General features: G+C 43.9%; 17 protein-coding genes and 1 pseudogene. 5 read left to right on the forward strand and 13 right to left on the reverse strand.

Going from position 1 to position 16,965, the window contains the following annotated elements:
- Positions 1 to 47: 47 nt before the first annotated feature.
- Positions 48 to 1,218, reverse strand: a pseudogene (locus ASD40_RS04720) (YbfB/YjiJ family MFS transporter).
- A 134-nt stretch (positions 1,219 to 1,352) separates the two neighbouring features.
- Here ASD40_RS04720 and ASD40_RS04730 point away from each other — a divergent pair.
- A complete protein-coding gene (locus ASD40_RS04730) occupies positions 1,353 to 2,222 on the forward strand; it encodes a LysR family transcriptional regulator (RefSeq protein WP_057302186.1) in 870 nt (289 codons plus the stop codon).
- Between the two features lie 323 nt (positions 2,223 to 2,545).
- Positions 2,546 to 3,646 (forward strand): GerAB/ArcD/ProY family transporter, encoded by a 1,101-nt coding sequence (locus tag ASD40_RS04735; protein WP_057302187.1) that lies wholly within the window; start codon positions 2,546 to 2,548, stop codon positions 3,644 to 3,646.
- Positions 3,647 to 3,879: 233 nt separating this feature from the next.
- On the opposite strand, the gene ASD40_RS04745 is transcribed toward ASD40_RS04735, so the two are convergent.
- From ASD40_RS04745 to ASD40_RS04790, 10 genes are all read right to left on the reverse strand, one after another.
- Positions 3,880 to 5,034 carry a Ger(x)C family spore germination protein gene (locus ASD40_RS04745; RefSeq protein ID WP_057302189.1) on the reverse strand — a complete coding sequence of 385 codons (1,155 nt, stop codon included), beginning with the start codon at positions 5,032 to 5,034 and terminating at the stop codon, positions 3,880 to 3,882.
- Positions 5,031 to 6,548 (reverse strand): spore germination protein, encoded by a 1,518-nt coding sequence (locus ASD40_RS04750; protein WP_057302190.1) that lies wholly within the window; start codon positions 6,546 to 6,548, stop codon positions 5,031 to 5,033. Before ASD40_RS04750 ends, ASD40_RS04745 begins: the two co-directional genes overlap by 4 nt.
- 140 nt (positions 6,549 to 6,688) lie before the next feature.
- The gene (locus tag ASD40_RS04755; RefSeq protein ID WP_057302191.1) at positions 6,689 to 6,925 is read right to left on the reverse strand and encodes a tautomerase family protein; all 237 of its coding nucleotides are present in this window, start codon (positions 6,923 to 6,925) and stop codon (positions 6,689 to 6,691) included.
- 37 nt (positions 6,926 to 6,962) lie between these two features.
- Entirely contained in the window at positions 6,963 to 8,045 is a 1,083-nt protein-coding gene (locus ASD40_RS04760; RefSeq protein WP_057302299.1) for an NAD(P)H-dependent flavin oxidoreductase, read from the reverse strand.
- 61 nt (positions 8,046 to 8,106) lie between these two features.
- A complete protein-coding gene (locus tag ASD40_RS04765; protein ID WP_057302192.1) occupies positions 8,107 to 8,430 on the reverse strand; it encodes an NIPSNAP family protein in 324 nt (107 codons plus the stop codon).
- 60 nt (positions 8,431 to 8,490) lie between these two features.
- Positions 8,491 to 9,234, reverse strand: a complete 744-nt coding sequence (locus ASD40_RS04770) for an SDR family NAD(P)-dependent oxidoreductase (RefSeq protein WP_057302193.1) — start codon at positions 9,232 to 9,234, stop codon at positions 8,491 to 8,493.
- Positions 9,235 to 9,277: 43 nt separating this feature from the next.
- Positions 9,278 to 9,910, reverse strand: a complete 633-nt coding sequence (locus ASD40_RS04775) for a DsbA family oxidoreductase (RefSeq protein ID WP_057302194.1) — start codon at positions 9,908 to 9,910, stop codon at positions 9,278 to 9,280.
- A complete protein-coding gene (locus ASD40_RS04780) occupies positions 9,910 to 10,449 on the reverse strand; it encodes an NAD(P)H-dependent oxidoreductase (protein ID WP_057302195.1) in 540 nt (179 codons plus the stop codon). The genes ASD40_RS04775 and ASD40_RS04780 overlap by 1 nt, the downstream gene beginning before the upstream one ends.
- Before the next feature lie 70 nt (positions 10,450 to 10,519).
- On the reverse strand, positions 10,520 to 10,843 hold the full coding sequence (locus ASD40_RS04785) for an NIPSNAP family protein (RefSeq protein ID WP_057302196.1): 324 nt from the start codon (positions 10,841 to 10,843) through the stop codon (positions 10,520 to 10,522).
- A gap of 132 nt (positions 10,844 to 10,975) precedes the next feature.
- Entirely contained in the window at positions 10,976 to 11,719 is a 744-nt protein-coding gene (locus ASD40_RS04790) for an SDR family NAD(P)-dependent oxidoreductase (RefSeq protein ID WP_057302197.1), read from the reverse strand.
- Positions 11,720 to 12,012: 293 nt separating this feature from the next.
- Here ASD40_RS04790 and ASD40_RS04795 point away from each other — a divergent pair, with 293 nt between their 5' ends.
- From ASD40_RS04795 to ASD40_RS37035, 3 genes are all read left to right on the forward strand, one after another.
- The gene (locus ASD40_RS04795) at positions 12,013 to 12,342 is read left to right on the forward strand and encodes a hypothetical protein (protein ID WP_057302198.1); all 330 of its coding nucleotides are present in this window, start codon (positions 12,013 to 12,015) and stop codon (positions 12,340 to 12,342) included.
- Between the two features lie 261 nt (positions 12,343 to 12,603).
- Positions 12,604 to 13,398 (forward strand): TylF/MycF family methyltransferase, encoded by a 795-nt coding sequence (locus tag ASD40_RS04800; RefSeq protein WP_057302300.1) that lies wholly within the window; start codon positions 12,604 to 12,606, stop codon positions 13,396 to 13,398.
- Positions 13,399 to 13,839: 441 nt separating this feature from the next.
- Positions 13,840 to 14,010, forward strand: coding sequence for a hypothetical protein (locus ASD40_RS37035; RefSeq protein WP_156389898.1), 171 nt, complete (start codon positions 13,840 to 13,842; stop codon positions 14,008 to 14,010).
- A gap of 94 nt (positions 14,011 to 14,104) precedes the next feature.
- Here the strand turns inward: ASD40_RS37035 and ASD40_RS04805 are convergent, their stop codons facing one another.
- Positions 14,105 to 15,178 carry a YncE family protein gene (locus ASD40_RS04805; protein WP_057302199.1) on the reverse strand — a complete coding sequence of 358 codons (1,074 nt, stop codon included), beginning with the start codon at positions 15,176 to 15,178 and terminating at the stop codon, positions 14,105 to 14,107.
- Positions 15,179 to 15,476: 298 nt separating this feature from the next.
- Entirely contained in the window at positions 15,477 to 16,850 is a 1,374-nt protein-coding gene (locus ASD40_RS04810; RefSeq protein ID WP_057302200.1) for a Stk1 family PASTA domain-containing Ser/Thr kinase, read from the reverse strand.
- Positions 16,851 to 16,965: the final 115 nt, after the last annotated feature.

A 16,965-nucleotide genomic window follows, 5' to 3' on the forward strand; every position in this document is an offset into this window, starting at 1 on the left:
TTAGTAGATAGCGTTGTCAACTAACCTTAGTGTGAAACCTCAAACCTTTATCTTTTAGCTTGTTTGAGCTGCTGGTCGGTTCGGCCTATACCCATTGGCAAGCTAACTGCCCCCAAGAAGACGATGAAAGCCGCTCCGATTAAGGCGGTGAGGTAGCTGCCATTTCTCGATATCAGAAGACCTCCAATAAGCGGCCCGATAATTTGCCCCAAGCCAAAAAAGGTGGTTAGCAAACCTATAATCTTTCGGTTGCTTTTGGGGTATAAATCCTTGGCAAAAGCGACGGACAGTGTCGTTATCCCCATAAAGGTTACGCCGAACAGAATGGCGCCTGCGAATACAGCGGTTGAAGAAGGAATAAGAACCGGAATCGCAATGCCAATGGATTGCAGCAGCATGGCAACGGTCAATGTCCACTTTTTTCCCCATCGAGAGGCAAGCATTGACCAACCGACGCACGAAGGTGTAGCGGCAATACCAACCAGTATCCAACTAATTGATGCAATATTGGGGATGTTAGAAACCGACTTGGCGAAAGCTACAAGATAGGTCCCGGTAACAATGTAGCCCAAGCCTTCCAAGCCATAGGAAATCATCAAACATATCAAGACCCGCCGAACGGCCGAAGAATGATGGGCGTGGTCATGAGATGAGCTTAACGTCTGCGTGACGGTATGCCTGTCCCGCAATGAATACCAGGCTGCCAGACCTAAGATCAGACTGATCAGTCCCAGTCCCTTCCATACTTCGGTCCAATCGCTGTTTCGGGCAAGCAGCGGAACTGAAAGTCCGGTCAGCAGAATGCCCGCTCCCACGCCTCCGTAGAATAATCCGGCTTGGAGCGCCGATAAACGATCTAGTACGATGCTGGAGGCGATGACAAACACGATTGCGCTCGCAATGCCCGACAAAAACCGGAGTACAAGCCAGGCATCTAGGCTGTGGAACAGGCCCATTCCCCATGTGGTAGCAATACATACGATTAACCCGGCGAACAGCAGCATGGATCGGCTTCTAACCTGGACCAACGTCAGGACAAACGCACCAATCAAATACCCCAAATAATTCTGAAGCCAGATAACCCGCACCCGCGGCGGAGAACAGATGGTGATCTATCATCATCGGGAGGATAGGAGTAAAGGCGAACCTTCCGATTCCCATAGCCACCATCAATGCTGCTATGCCTCCGAGCAAAACGATCAAAGTCCTTCTCTCCATTCACTTTCCCTCCTATCTCTACTTTCATCTGTTCATTCATCATACAATGATTCCAGTTATCATGTATAATACAGAATAGTGATATTAAATATCTTAAAATTAGATATCTAAATCTAAATATACAGGAGGTCTATATGGATATTCAATTGCTCAAAGTGTTTTTTACCACGGCGCACGAAGGCAGCATTTCTAAAGCGGCTCATAAATTAAACTTTGCCCAATCCAACGTCACCCATAAGATTCAACAGCTGGAGACCGATTTGCAGACTCAGCTTTTTTACCGCCACAATCGGGGTATTACGCTTACCCCTTCCGGTCAAATCCTTGTTTCCTATGCAGAGAAAATATTGCATGTCATTCAAGAAGCCAGATTGGCCGTCGGAGACTCTTCCGTTCCCGCAGGGCCGCTTCATATCGGGTCTCTGGAAACAACCGCCGCCGTTCGACTGCCTATGCTGCTTACCAAGTATCATACCGAATATCCGGCGGTCGACTTCTCTTTAATTACCGGTACTTCGGAGCAGCACATTCATGCTGTTCTTCATTATGAGCAGAACGGAGCATTCGTGACCGGTCCCGTGGAACATCCCGATTTGGTTCAGGAAAACGTCATTGATGAGGAGCTGGTTCTAGTCACCTCGGTCTCCCATCCGCCTATTAATTCCCTCCATGATATGCAGCTGGCTACGCTCCTCGTATTCCACAACGGCTGTTCCTACCGGGCAAAATTAAATCAGCTGCTCCATGATGAAGGTATATTGCCCGTTAAGCTGATGGAATTCGGATCGATTGAAACGATTATTGGTTGTGTAGGTGCCGGCCTCGGCATTGCTCTTCTACCGCGTTCAATCATAGCCGAATCGGAAAAGCAAGGCCGAATCCGCTGCCATGAGATCCCCGGCAAGCATGCCATCGTCACAACCGTGTTCATCAGGCGAAAAGACGCTTTAATCACGCCTGCATTGTCAGCCTTCTTATCGGAGATTCGAGCCCATTTTAGCTAAAGTACTGAATGAGGGCACCGCACCAGATCGTCAGTCTGTCACGGCGGAAGAAAGGTTGGCGCTCATTGAAGGGGCTAGCGAGCTCTGCTCAACGTTCTGAACAAGCCGTTAGAATTTATCTTCGCAGTTATCGAGGGTTGAACACCGAGAATTGGGGTTAGAGTAGACATTTTCTTATATTAGAAAGCTTGAGCAGATCAGGCTTTCTATTTTTTTATGTAGGTGGATTTGATCTAGAAGAGGTATTCCCTTCTTAACCACCTGTATACATGTGGTTAAGAAGGGAATACTTGGAGAGAATCTGATCTGAAGGAGAAACGCAAATGAAGCCTGCTGAAAAAATATCGGGAACTCAATTATGTTTGTTAATTTTCTCCTTTATAGCCCCTATCGTCATTCTTATCATACCAGGTTTGGAGTCGAAGTCCTCCAAGCAAGATGCATGGATAACGATTTTTCCTGCTGTCTTGATCGGGTCATTAACAATTTGGGTGATGATCATATTGTCGAATCGCTACCCTGGTCTTTCGATTATACAGTACAGCTCTCAAATCATAGGGAAATGGCCTGCAAAATGCTTAGGTTGTTATTTTATTTATTACTGGATTAGTTATGATTTCGTCGTTCTTAATCAGCACATACAGTTTATTAATACCGTTCTGCTCATGAGAACTCCTGGTATCGTTGTCAGTCTAACGTTGGCACTCTTATGCGGTTTAGCAGCCTATATGGGTATCGAATCTATCGCAAGATCTAATGAGTATATTTCCTTACTCATCTTTGTTTTGTTGCTTCCACTCTTGATACTCATGCTCGCAGAATCTGATTCGGAGCGCATCCTTCCTGTGATGAGTCAAGGAATGGTTCCACTCCTTCAGGCGTCCATTTTCCCAACAGCTTACTTAAGTCAATTTTTTATTTTGGGGTGGCTTCTTCCTTATTTGAATCAACCGAAGAAAGCAACCAAAGTTTCGTTCATCGCATTGTTGCTTATCACAGGTGTTCTCTTCATTGCTATTATACCTCTGATTATGATCTTTGGGCCGATAACCGATAATTTGACTTTTCCAGTGTTAGAAGTAATTCGGTATATAGGTATAACAGGAAGTTTTGAACGCTTGGAAGCTTTAGGGGTGGCTATATGGGTTATGGGTTGCTTTGTAAAAGATGCTCTCATCTGCTTTATTATATGTCTAAGTGTAAGCCATTTTTTTAATATTAGAAATTACAGGGACTTTGTATTCCCTGTAACACTTTTGGGAGCGATAGGATCGGTTTCGGTTTTTAAATTTTATTCCACCGATTTGACTACTCTTCTTAAATATTCTTATCCAAGTTATGCCATTTTCACACAATTCATTTTACCCCTTACACTTCTAATGATTGATACGATAAAGAGGCGCTGGAAGAAGTCAGTTGTTTAGATTTCATTGTTTTAAAAAGATTTTTCCGATGGGCTCAAAAATGAATCTCACAGGAGCTGTTGTGTTAATATGAACATGGGCAAGTAATAAAGAACCTAGAATCATACATAATCCCATCAAACAACTATATATAACAGCTACTTTAGGCTGTTTTTTATTTAGAAACATCTGAACTTTATAGTAAGACCAACCCAACGTGAAAATAACAAAAGTTGATATTTGCAGGACCATTATTATTCGGACTCCTTCTCGAAGGAAGAATGTACCATTCCCTCTCCTTTAATTATCAGGTTAACTTCAACCGATATATCTGCCTCTGGAAACCGAGTATCCCATTGGTTTTTCAAAAATGCCCACTTTTCAGGGTTATGCTTATAAATTTCTTGGCCAAAGCCCACGCTATCCACTTTATATTTCTTTTGGATTTTAAATATAACATCTTGGACTAGTTTCTTGGATGCATCTTCCAGCGCTTTTGTTATTAGCTTCAAATTCTTTGGTTCGTTAATATCCAGACCGGAATTATTCTCGACCAAACTTCCTTGAGCTTCCAGTTGAATTTTAAATTGTACAGAATCATGCCCAGTCTGCGTAATGATCTTGCGGTCAGCATGGGTTATCATCATCCCAACTTCCCCATTACCTTTGGGTAAATTTGCCGTGATTCGACCGAACTTTAGCTTGTCCGTCATCCACATCAGACCCAATGTTTCATTTATATCTAATAAACCGGAAAGTTTTAAATCTTTAAAAACGCCGGCGCCCGCTAATCTAAATAGTTGCTTATGTGGATCTTTGGAGTGGATTTCGGATTCAATTACCCCCACGACGGGATGAACCCCCTCACTTTCAGATGAAATAAAAAAATCCTTCAATGTTACTGCTAAATCATCTCCCGAATTTTCCATTTCCCTCACTGCTTCAATAGGCACTTGCTTTAAAGGATAATTTATTTGCAAAATATTCTGCCCTTCATTCCCTTTAACAACCATGATATAAGTCTTTAAGCGATTTCTTGGGTCGTGCGTAAAGATATCCAATACACCTTGAATTCCATGCTTAGCTAAACGTTCACTAATAAACACAATGCTGCGATGAGAGTAGAACAAATGGCGTGAGCTTTTCTTCTGAAGTTTTTGATGAATTTCATTTCCACTTTTTCCCTCTGCGGATATAACGTAAAATTTATCTTTGCTGCCGCCCCCTCCGCCACTCATTCCTCCTTCCGTAGATGGCGTTGCGATTTGAAGGGAACAGAGCATGTTGCCGTCGTCCGTCAGGTCCATCGCAGTACCCGTGACAAATGCAAGATCATTCATTTCCATACGATCCCAACAACCGCTAATAAAGACAAATACGAGAAGAATCATATATTTTAGTCTTCTCATCGCTTAACCCCCGATCGAAATTTCGCCCAAATCGGTATCCTTATCAAAACATCCTTCAAGCCGGTCAACTTAAATGGAGAGACTGGAGAAAAATAAAGAACCCCGAAGGAACGAAGGGAAGTCACGTGTAATATAATGCCTATCAATCCTAGAACAATACCGTAGAGGCCCAGTGTCCCCGCTAAGAATAACATTGGAAAACGAAGTAATCGGATCCCATTTCCAAAGCTATAGCGAGGAATCGTAAACGCCGAAATGCCAGTGATGGACACGATAATGACGACTGGAGCAGATATTAATCCCGCTTGAACCGATGACTGGCCAATAACTAAACCTCCAACGATACTTATGGTTGGGCCTATCTGTTTAGGCAGACGATTTCCGGCTTCCCGCAGGGCTTCAAATATGACTTCCATAAGTAAAGCTTCAATCACCGCGGGAAAGGGAACGGCTTCCCTCGAGGCAGCAATACTCAACACAAGATTAGTGGGTATCATTTCCTGATGGAAGGTCGTAATAGCTACATACAGCGGAGGTGCAAATATCGCTAAATTGATAAAGAGGAATCGAATCCATCGAACAAAGGTAGCGACTGGCCAACGACTATAGTAATCTTCACTTGCCTGAAGTCCTGTCCAGAACGTCATCGGAACAATAAGGACAAATGGGGTAGTATCCACAAGAATGGCAACTTTTCCTTCAAGTAATTCAGCAGCCACCACATCTGGACGTTCTGTGCTGTGAACTTGGGGAAATGGTGAATACGGTTGGTCCTCAATAAATTCTTCGATATACGCCGATTCGAGTATACCGTCCACTTGTATGGAATTCAATCTTGTTCTAACCTCGTCAACTAATGTTTCCCGCACAATACCTTTTAGGTATGTAATGGCAATTCGAGTCTTGGACAGCTCTCCTAGGGTAATATATTCTACCTTTAATTTGGATGTTTTGAGTCTGGTACGTATCAGACTTATATTTGTTGAAATCTGCTCAATGAAGCCGTCCCTTGGGCCGCGTATAACCGGCTCGGATGAAGCTTCTTCAATACTTCTTTTGGATGAACCGGGAATTGAGACCGTTATCACATTGCTGCTACCTGTAATTAGAATGGCGGCATAACCCTCTAATAGGTTACGAATGGTTTCCGATACTTTTGTAGAGCTGTTCGTGGTTCCAACGGAGATCATCTCACTTTTAAGATCTCCTGCTTCCTTCGGAAATTTATCATTTGTTATGCTCGTGAGCATTGGTTTAATTACATGCTCATCAAGCATTTTTGTATCAATCAAGTTATCTATGTAAACAATGAGCCCTTGAAGGTTATGATTACCTTCGATCCTTCGGTATTCCAAGTCAGAACAATCCTTGAATGTTTCTCTTAAAATCTTTTCGTTTTGCTCGATATCCGATGTAAACTCATGATTATTGTCTTCCTCCAGGTTATTGCTTTTCATTGAAGGAAGATTTTCATAATTATTGAATGTATCTTTACCTCTTATAAACCATCTCATGAAAACTCCTCCTGGTTGACACAGTCACTGCTATTATTCCAAATAGAGTAAGACATATTCGATGAATAAAGACGCCCCTTATAAAAACCAAACCCAGTGCCGTGTCGGCACTGGGTTCGATAAAAAAGATATTAAAGTGATTACTTCATCTTAGCGGCAAGCTGCCGGCGGTATTCCAACACAGGTAGTCCGCCCCAACCCCAATTCTCGGTATCAACCTCTTCGATAACTACGAAGGTAGATTCTAACGGCTTGTTCAGAACATTGAGCAGAACCTCGCTGACCCCTTGGATGAGTGCCGCCTTTTCTTCGGCTGTGACAGACTGACTATCTGGTGTGGTACCCTCACGGGTCACTTGGATCGTAACGATCGGCATAATAATTCTCCCCTATTCGGAATGATATGTTTAGTTATTATTGTCTTAAAAGAATCGTTTGCGCCTGATTGATAGTTTCCTGCACGATACTCTCTGCACTTTGGCCAGAAGTAAGCATCCGCAAACCCTGTCCTGCCCACAAAGACATATAATCGGGATTATTTTGCTTGGCAGCAGCATTTCTAATATCCCTTGTCGCTGTATTTTGAGTAGGGAACGGAAGCGGCTCTAATCGGCTCTTCTCCCATGTTTCGATAAATTCGTTAGCAACCCCTCTGGCCGGACGACCGGAAAACACATTCGTGATCACTGTGCTCTCCTCGGTGCTGGCAAGCAGTTTTTGCTGATACGAGATATGTGCTCCTGATTCAATCGAAGTCAGGAAGCGCGTTCCCATCTGCACACCCTGTGCCCCAAGTGCAAGGGCGGCGACAAGCCCGCGGCCATCCATAATCCCTCCTGCCGCAATGACCGGAACATGAACACGGTCAACAATTTGCGGTACTAGGGTCATTGTGCCAATATTAGCACCCATGGGACGATTGGAGATGTCAAATGTCCCACGGTGCCCCCCGGCCTCGCTGCCCTGAGCCACAATCGCGTCGCATCCCGCCTGTTCAGCAAGGAGCGCTTCATTGACCGTCGTCACCATTGTGACAATTCGAATGCCGACCGCTTTGGCTTGCTCAGTCATATGTGCAGGAAGAACGCCAAACGCCGTGCTGACAACCGGGACTTTTTCCTCCAACACAACGGTGAATTGTTGCTCGAAATGATCTGGCGTTCGCACGGCTTCTCCCGCGACCAGCGGTAGCCCGAATTTATTTCGCATATCATTCAGTTCCCGTTGAACTTCTTCAGTTCTCGTATTGTCGTCGGCAGCCCGAATAGCAAATAAATTCACTCCAAAGGGAGCATTCGTTAACTTACGAATTTCACGAATCGCACTGCGGATCGCTTCGGGCTCCATATAAGCTGCTCCTAGCGTGCCAAGCCCACCTGCATTGGATACAGCCGCAGTCAAGCTGACCGTTCCAGGTCCACCTGCCATGCCAGCCAAGAAGATTGGGTGACGAATATTAAAAATGCGACAAAGTTCTGTGTCAAGTTTCATATTCATCTTCCTCCCCTCAAAAAATTTATCTTCCATCCCTCATCCTTGCGGGATAGTGTTTTGGCTTTTAATCGATTTGGAAGAAAGATGATTTTTTCATATAGACAATATCGATTTTCTCATGTAAAGGACCGTTTTGTTCAGTTCTTTCCTTAAGCTCCATCCATTCTGAATCATCCAGAAAAGCTTGGAAGTTCTGTTCACGGGATGCCGCGTCCTGATGCTCAAGTACGTAATACAACCGATCCTTTGATTCGTCCGCATCTATCCAAAAATTAGTTACCTTCATGTCATGCTTAGCAAAAATTCTTATCGTATCATCCCGAAACCGATTCAGTATCGCTTGCATGCGGCCGGGAACAACTTGGTAAATCCGCAGTTCATACAGCATAAACGCCATCCTCCTTTTCTTAATTCAGTATTTGTCCCCATACCAAAGATTATTTACGGCTTACCACTGTCCGGCATTTTGACCGCCATCGACATGAAGAATCTCTCCAGTCACGAATTGTGCGGATTCTAGATACACAATGGCATCAACAATATCCTGAACCTCGCCCATTCGGCCCAATGGGTGCAATTTAGCCAAAAAGTCGTGTGTCTCAACCGAATGCATCGGCGTCTTAATAACCCCTGGTGCGACTGCGTTCACACGAATGCCCTTGTCCGCATACTCAATCGCCAACGATTTCGTTGCCGCATTCAAGCCGCCTTTGGTCAGTGCGGTAAGTACGGCTGGCATAACTTTAAGAGACTGCTCTGCGCCTCCGCTTGCCGTGATGTTGACGATATGTCCGGAACCCGCCTTCAACATCTCGGTCAGCGCACGCTGAGTAACTTGGAAGAATCCTACCACATTGATGGACAGTATCGATTCAAAATCCTCTTCAGTGAAGTCCGTGAATGATTTCCCTATAAAAATACCGGCACTGTTCACCAGTGTGTCGATACGTCCAAAACGCGAAAGTGCTTCGCCGATTAAGCGTTCAGCTATTTGGGGATCTGAAATATCACCGGCAACATATGCGACATGCGCGCCTGTCGGATCCATCTCTTTTGCAGCCTCTACCAGCGCTTGTTCGCGGCGCCCACTGATGACTACATTGGCTCCTCGTTTCACCAATTCAATTGCCACTGCTTTTCCAATACCGCTGCTTCCACCTGTAATTACTGCTACTTTACCTTGAAATTTCATTTTATCATTCTCCTTGATCCAAGATTAACTTGTACCGTGCAGCTTAACTATTTTCAAACGCTTTTATAAAATCATTAGGAGATTGTAGACCAGATAAGCTGACCTTCTCGTTGATAACAAAATAAGGCACCCCTCTGATACCTAGCTTCTCCGCATTGCGCTGTGCTAATTCCACCTTTTCGATCCCATCGCCTTTAATAAGCCGCCTTTTGAGCTCACCAGCATCGTCAGTGATCCCGTTTGCTCTTGCTATTTCCACAAGTTCATCCACATTACCGATATCGATCCCATTTTCAAAATAAGCCGTATATATTTTCTCGATCAATTGTTCTTGTAAGTTCTCTGGCGTAATAGCTATTAACTGATGGGATAAGGTAGTATTCGGTGTATATTTCACACTATCCATGTTATATATAAGGTTGAAATGTGCACCGGTTTCATTATACTGCTTCATTCTTGCTTCGAATTGAGGAACCCCGCCTAATCTGCCGATCATAACCTGCCGATAATCTTCTCCTTCAGGACGAATACCAGGATTAATCTGAAAAGCATGCGAACGAACGATTGCCTTAGTGCCTTCTGGCAATTGCTTCAAAGCCGTTTGCAGACTGCTAGTTCCCATACGACACCAAGGACACATCGTATCCATATAAACATCAATGATCAAGTCTTTCATTAGTCCACCACAACTGGCTTTACCGTTTTAATATGATTCACGTAATCGATGCTGCTCTGTGCTAATCGTTCATCCGTAACGATAGAAGTGTCGTTTAGTGAAAAGTGAGGCAGATAAGAGGCACTAATAAAATGAGCAAGTGCTTCTATAGGTCGCAATATTTCTCGCAGGCTAAAGCGATTGAACCCGGTTGCTTGATACGACTCTTCCGTACCATAGGTCGAGATCGCAACACCGATTTCTTTACCCGCTGTTTTAGTGCCTTCCGGACCATAAGCCCAGCCGTATAGCAAGACAGAATCAAACCATTTTTTGAGTAATGGCGGTGTGCTGTACCAATAAAGCGGATATTGAAAAATAATCCGGTCATGCGCTTCAATCAATTGCTGCTCTCTAGCAACATCGATATTTTCGTCTGGGTACGCTTTATATAATTCATGAATCGTGATATCGTCATGCTTTTGCAATTCCTCCACCCATGCTTTATTCCAGTTGGATGCGTCGATGTTCGGGTGAGTAACGATTACTAAAGTTTTCATTTTATTTGCTCCATTTCATTATTGTTTTTAGAAATCTTTTTTAATTTACAAACAGGTTCCTGTATGATTTTCATTTGTTATCGAAAAATGATACGTTTTGCATAAATATACTTTCTTGCTTCTTAACTAAGGGTCCATCAAGTTCTGAGATTCGTTTTACTTCAATCCATTCAGGATCGTTGCGGAAACGATCATAGTTAAGGTTACGCATTTCCATATTGGCATGCTCAACAACATAATAAAGACGGTTATTCGCTTCATCTGAATCTTCCCAGAAATGCGTCACTTTCATACCATGATTCATAAATAATTGAATAACATGATCTCTGAACCTGTCTTGGATAACCTTCATCTTACCTGGATTTACATCATATACTCGCAGCTCATATAGCATCTCTTTCCTCCTCCATTTATAAAAAATGTTTGTTTACTACTTAACTTTGCCAGTAATATCAAAGAGTTAGTGAGGCGAATAGCTCAGCAGCCATTTTCAGTATTTGTCTGTATTCCAAAGATTACTTACGGCTTACCACTGTCCGGCATTTTGACCGCCATCGACATGAAGAATCTCTCCAGTCACGAATTGTGCGGATTCTAGATACACAATGGCGTCAACGATATCCTGAGCCTCGCCCATTCGGCTCATTGGGTGCAATTTAGCCAAAAAGTCGTGTGTCTCTACCGAATGCATTGGCGTTTTGGTGATGCCTGGCGCGACTGCGTTCACGCGAATACCCTTGTCCGCATACTCGATCGCCAGCGATTTTGTTGCCGCGTTCAAGCCTCCTTTGGTCAGTGCGGCAAGTACGGATGGTACGGCTTTAAGGGGCTGCTCTGTGGTTCCACTTGCCGTGATGTTGACGATGTGGCCGGAACCCGCCTTCAACATCTCGCTCACCGCACGCTGAGTAACTTGGAAAAATCCTGCCATATTGATGGACAGTACCGATTCAAAATCCGCTTCAGTGTAGTCTGTGAATGGTTTCGCTATAAAAATGCCGGCATTGTTCACCAGCGTGTCAATACGTCCAAAGCGCGAAAGTGCTTCGCCGATTAAGCGTTCTGCTACTTGGGGATCTGAGATGTCGCCGGCAACATAAGCTACATGCGCGCCTGTCGAATCGATTTCATTTGCAGCATCAACCAACGCTTGTTCGCGGCGGCCATTGATGACTACATTGGCTCCTTGTTTCACCAGTTCAATTGCTGCTGCTTTTCCAATACCGCTGCTTCCACCTGTAATCACTACTACTTTATCTTGAATATTCATTTCACCATTCTCCTTTGTTATCTACCTATTAATAGGTAGTTTGTATTTAAAAAAATATCAGATCTTCTAATCTGCTCATTCAATATACAATGATTCTATTATCCTGCATAATACAGAATAATGATGTCGGGCATCTCAAATACAGATATCTAAACCTTCACATACATATGTCATTCAAAAATTGTTTTACTTCACAGCTTTCTTATAGGTTGTACTATAGTCGCGGCGAGACGAACAATTTGATATACTTAATCTCACAAGTGAAATATATTTCTTTTCGATGGAGGCTTCACATGTCTAATTCCAGTATGTTTACCATGGCGATGTACCGCCCCCATCCGGGTAAAGAAGGCGAACTAGCCGAGATTGTCAAAGGACACGTCCCGATGCTTCGCGAAGAAGGGCTAATCACGGATTTTACGCCAGTAACGCTGCAGTCTGTAGACGGTACGCTGATTGAAATATTCGAATGGTTGTCCGAGGAAGCCAAGGACAAAGCGCATACATCTCCGAAAGTATGGCCGATATGGGAAAACATGATGAAAGTTGCCGAGTTGGTAAGCCTTTCATCGTTGCCTGAAGCGGACAAGCCGTTTCCGAATTTCAAAAGAGTCACCCTATAACCAGCAATGTTGCGTAAGAAACCTTCATGATAACTTGGAGGTTTTTTTGTATGAGCAAAACAGTATGCCCCGTTTGAAACTTGCAAGATTGAAAATGGTGAGTTGTGGAGGAATATTCGTCCAATCTATCGGAGGAATGAATCATACATTGAATAAGATGATTCATTAGTCGAAAGGTGGGAGTTACCGGTGGGAGACAATAAGGCGTTAGGGAATTCTGGACAAAAAGGCGAACATACGCTTTACAATCTGACTAAAGATATGTATTTGGAACTCCTAAAAAAAGCGATTTTATTTGAGATCTGGCATGAAGATGCCGAACGATATCAGCCTTTGACTCCGGATATACAACTACATCTTCCTGCTGAATTAATGATTCAACTGCGTGCCCAGGATTTGGAGGTTGTTAAACGTTTTCATCCCAACCGTGATGTGCGCCGTATTGGTTTTGACTGGCCTCCTGTCGCTCATAGCATGATCGGCAGAGTTCGCATGGAAAATTTACAGCAATGCATGCAGACCGTATTGAATGACAATATAGAGGGCGATTTTGTAGAAACCGGGGTCTGGAGAGGCGGAGCTTGCATTTTTATGCGAGGTTTTCTCAAAGTTAACGGGATCCAGGATAGAAGTGTGTGGGTGGTCGACTCTTTCGAAGGATTGCCCAGACCGGAATGTGCGCAAGATAGCGGCGATATTCACCATACTTTTGATTTTTTGAAAGTTTCTTTGGAAGAGGTAACAGAAAATTTTCGAAAATATGATCTCTTGGATAGTCAAGTCCGATTTCTAAAGGGGTGGTTTAAAGACACTTTACCTTCCGCTCCGATTAATAAGATTGCGGTGTTGAGATTTGACGGAGATATGTACGGTTCGACCATGGATTGTTTGTATAATCTGTACCCGAGAGTATCCAAAGGCGGATTTATTATTATTGATGACTATTGTCTGCCGAATTGCGCTGCCGCTGTCAACAACTTCAGAAATATGCACGGAATTAATGACCCGATGTATTTGATTGAAGGATGCGGCTGTTATTGGCGGAAAATGGAATAGACGCGGCAAGGGTAACAATTATGTCAGAACAGGATCTGCTCCGAGAAGCCAAATACAACCAAGTTTACTGGCAAAATTCACATGACTAACTCCAACAATGAGAAAAACCCCCATTGTTGCTAAACATAGCAATTTTACCATAAATGGTTACTATTCCGCATAGTTTCCCGTAACCTAAACAGGCTGCCAATAATGCTGGCAGCCTGTTGTCATGGCACTATCGTTTTCCGTAAGATCAAAAGACTACTCTTGAGACTCTTTCTTTTTCTAAGAATCATTACCATTTTTAGAATTATTCAGATAAGATCCCCCCAAATCTACCCCGAATGGGGGATTGTTATTAATTACTGTTCCGATAGAATTAATCTAATCAGGATACATAACGTATGAACAATCAATCGAAATGATCCGACATTGATTGACTAGTAGGAGGCGAAAAAATTGTGCACATCTGATCAATTGAAATTCGTTGTACAACTCTCTAATGGAAAAATCATTAGTCAACCCATGCCGTACAAGGATGCCCAACAAGTATTTATTAATTTGTTCGATCAAGTGAGTGGAATATTTCTCGTTACCTATGATCCGAGTAAAGATGAAACCCAATATTAATAGAGGTGACTAGAAGATTAGCGAAAAAACAACCCCACCGATATCGGATATCGCGGGGGTTGTTTTTTTTGCTTTTTCGTATAAAAAGTATGGATTAATCCTGAATGACGGTAATGTTAGATTCGCCGCCTGAATAGATTCGGTTTGTTCGCGGGTTTAGCACCGTGGCACCTGATCTCTTGGTGAGGCGAAGAATTGCGATACGCTTCAGAGTGCTGCCGTTATAGACATTAAGCGGAGATGCTCCGGTCTCCCGAAACTCCGAAATGAATAAATGGTTCGTACGCGGGTTGATCAACATATTTGTTGAAGAAGGAATAGTTAAGGTTCTGATCACACGATCAAATCTGCCATCAATGACAAACAACCGCCCCTTTATTGATATTTGCGCGCTTGATACATAGATTCGGTTCGTCACAGGGTTAAGTGTAATTTCACTTTGAAGTCTGCCGAGTTGTATATTGTGTATTCGATTCGTTCGCAGGTCCAATACAGAACAGAATCGGCTTAGGTTGTTTGCAATATAAAGGCGGTTTGTCCTTGTATTTAAGGCGGGAGCTATGACTGGATTTCGCCCCACTTTGACAGATGTCAGAATGTTATTCGTACTTCCGTCAATAACTGATACTGTATCTTTGCTGGTGTTCGTCACATAAATTCGGTTCGTTCTTTCATCAATTGTAATTTCTGAAGGACGTCCAATAAAAGGGATTCTTTGTTGGATCTTGTTGGTACTCCCGTTTAGAACTGCAACATCGGCCTTTTTAGACGATAAGGATATGGTCTCTATATAGATCAGATTCGTTCGGGAATTAAGCGCGATTTCATCACAGCGTTCTCCCACTTTTACTGTTGTGATGATCCGATTCGTGCGGCCGTTAATAACGGAAACAGTACCATCAAAGAAGTTAACAAGATAAATACGGTTCGTTCTCGTATTGACTGCCATTTGGAAAGGCAATTGTCCCGTTTTCAATGTTGCTATGATTTTGTTTGTGTTCCCATCCAGAACACTCAAATCGTTTTCGCCTTGTAAAAAGTACACGCGATTCGTCACTGGATTAACGACGATGTTGGAGACCGGGCTTTTTACAGGAATAGTTGCTATTATGCGGGGTGTTAGCTTATTGACTCGAGGCTTCAAGACGTGCCAAGACTTTCGCTTCATTCTGTCTCCCCTTCCAGTAGGCCGATGCTTCATTCAGTATATTCATACTGTTCTGAAAGGGAACTATTTAGCAACGTATCCACAAGAAAGTCCGCCCATTATGGAAATAAGCAAAAAGGCCACCCACTCAAGCTTATGAACTTGGTTTGGGGGCTGCCCTTATTTTATTATTCAAATATCGTGACAACAATGTTTTAAAAAATACGCACCGCAGCTTGATTGGAGATGTTGGATATTTCATCCAATGCAGCTGCGTGAATTAGTCGCAAAGCTCGAAGAACCTACAACCGTCTCCTATTTATTTCCCTTTGCTCACCCAGAACGTGATGCGGTCGCCATTTTTGACGACAGTGCCGGGAGTTAGGTCTTGCTTAAACACGATTCCCTTAACCGCGGCAACATTCGATTCCAGGAAAAACTGGTATCGAAGCCCGGAGGCAATTGCCATCTTCTCGGCATCCTCCCTTGTATAAGTGACCAAATCAGGAACGACGCCCGCCTTGGCTTGTACTTCGTCATTGACTGCCGGCTGAACTTCGGCGTCAATAGGCGTTCGCGTCGGCGCACCTGTTTGAGCCGGCATCCCGGATGCCGATGCTGCAGGCTTAGAAGCCTCGGTACGATTCATTGATGTCTTTATAGAAGCGGGCGTCGGAATTGTCTGCGGCTTAGGGTGCGGACTCAGTGACAGCCAGAGCAGTAGAACGAATACTCCGAAGACGGCCGTAGAAAGCAGATGCCACTTGCGCAGCTGAATCGATTCGCGGAACAGCTCGCTGAGTTTCGCAATTTTGCGGTCAGTAGCCTTAATTATGCGCGCCTGAAGCTCCCTGGGCTCATGCCCCTCTGCCTTTTGCTTCTCAGCCCTCCGCACCCCGGTTTTAGGCGCTACAAACTCATGTACGGTGGTTTTCCGCTTCCGTCCGTTTGATGACTTCATATCTTTAGCCGGTAATGCCGATGTAAGAAGTTGCGTCTTCCTCTCGTTTTTGATACCGAGTATTACTTCCAGTTCCTGTTGAAAATCAGCAAGCGTACATGTCCCTTCATACGCCTTGCAGGCCAAATCTACGGCACGTTCCCGAGTTTCATCCGAGAAATCCGTAAACGACCGATTCAGATCGAATGCGTATGCACGAATAGAGGATGTCGGAATATCCGTTTTGGCACACAGCTGGTACAGAAGCAAAGCCAGCCCCGGCACACCGCGTCGTCCGTTCTTCCCTTCCGTCCAATAATTCATGATCCGCAACCGGCCATTATCTTCAAGCCATAAATTTTCCGCGTCAACCGAACATTCAGGCAGTCGATTGAGGCGAGTTTCTCGAATGCCCTTGGCCAGCTCGTACACATACGTAAGCGCCTTGTGACCCGTAATCTCCAAGACACTCAGTCGATCAGACAAAGGACTTCCCGTTAACGCTTGAACAATAGCGAACAACGTTCCGTCTTCTGAACCTGCGTCGAGAATATGCATGAAGTGCTCGTCGGACAACTGGGATGCTTTTCTCATCCATCCTAAGGTTTCCTGATGCGCTGATTCGTCTGTCTCTTGGCAAGTATATAGAAGAACATCGCGTTTGAAGGTCAGATCCATCCCTCTTATCCACAACCCGTTCGCCATCCTCTTGAGCGGTTGATTGAGCGTATAGCGGTTTCCGATGATAACCATTGGCGTACCCCCCTTATACGCATAGTTATTCGCTTATCATCTATATTTTACGTCACTACTGGTTGTAATTCCCAAAATCGTTAGTGATTAATAACCCCTTCGTGCACGTATTAAC

The sequence above is a fragment of the Paenibacillus sp. Root444D2 genome, from assembly GCF_001426375.1.
GTDB lineage: Bacteria > Bacillota > Bacilli > Paenibacillales > NBRC-103111 > Paenibacillus_E.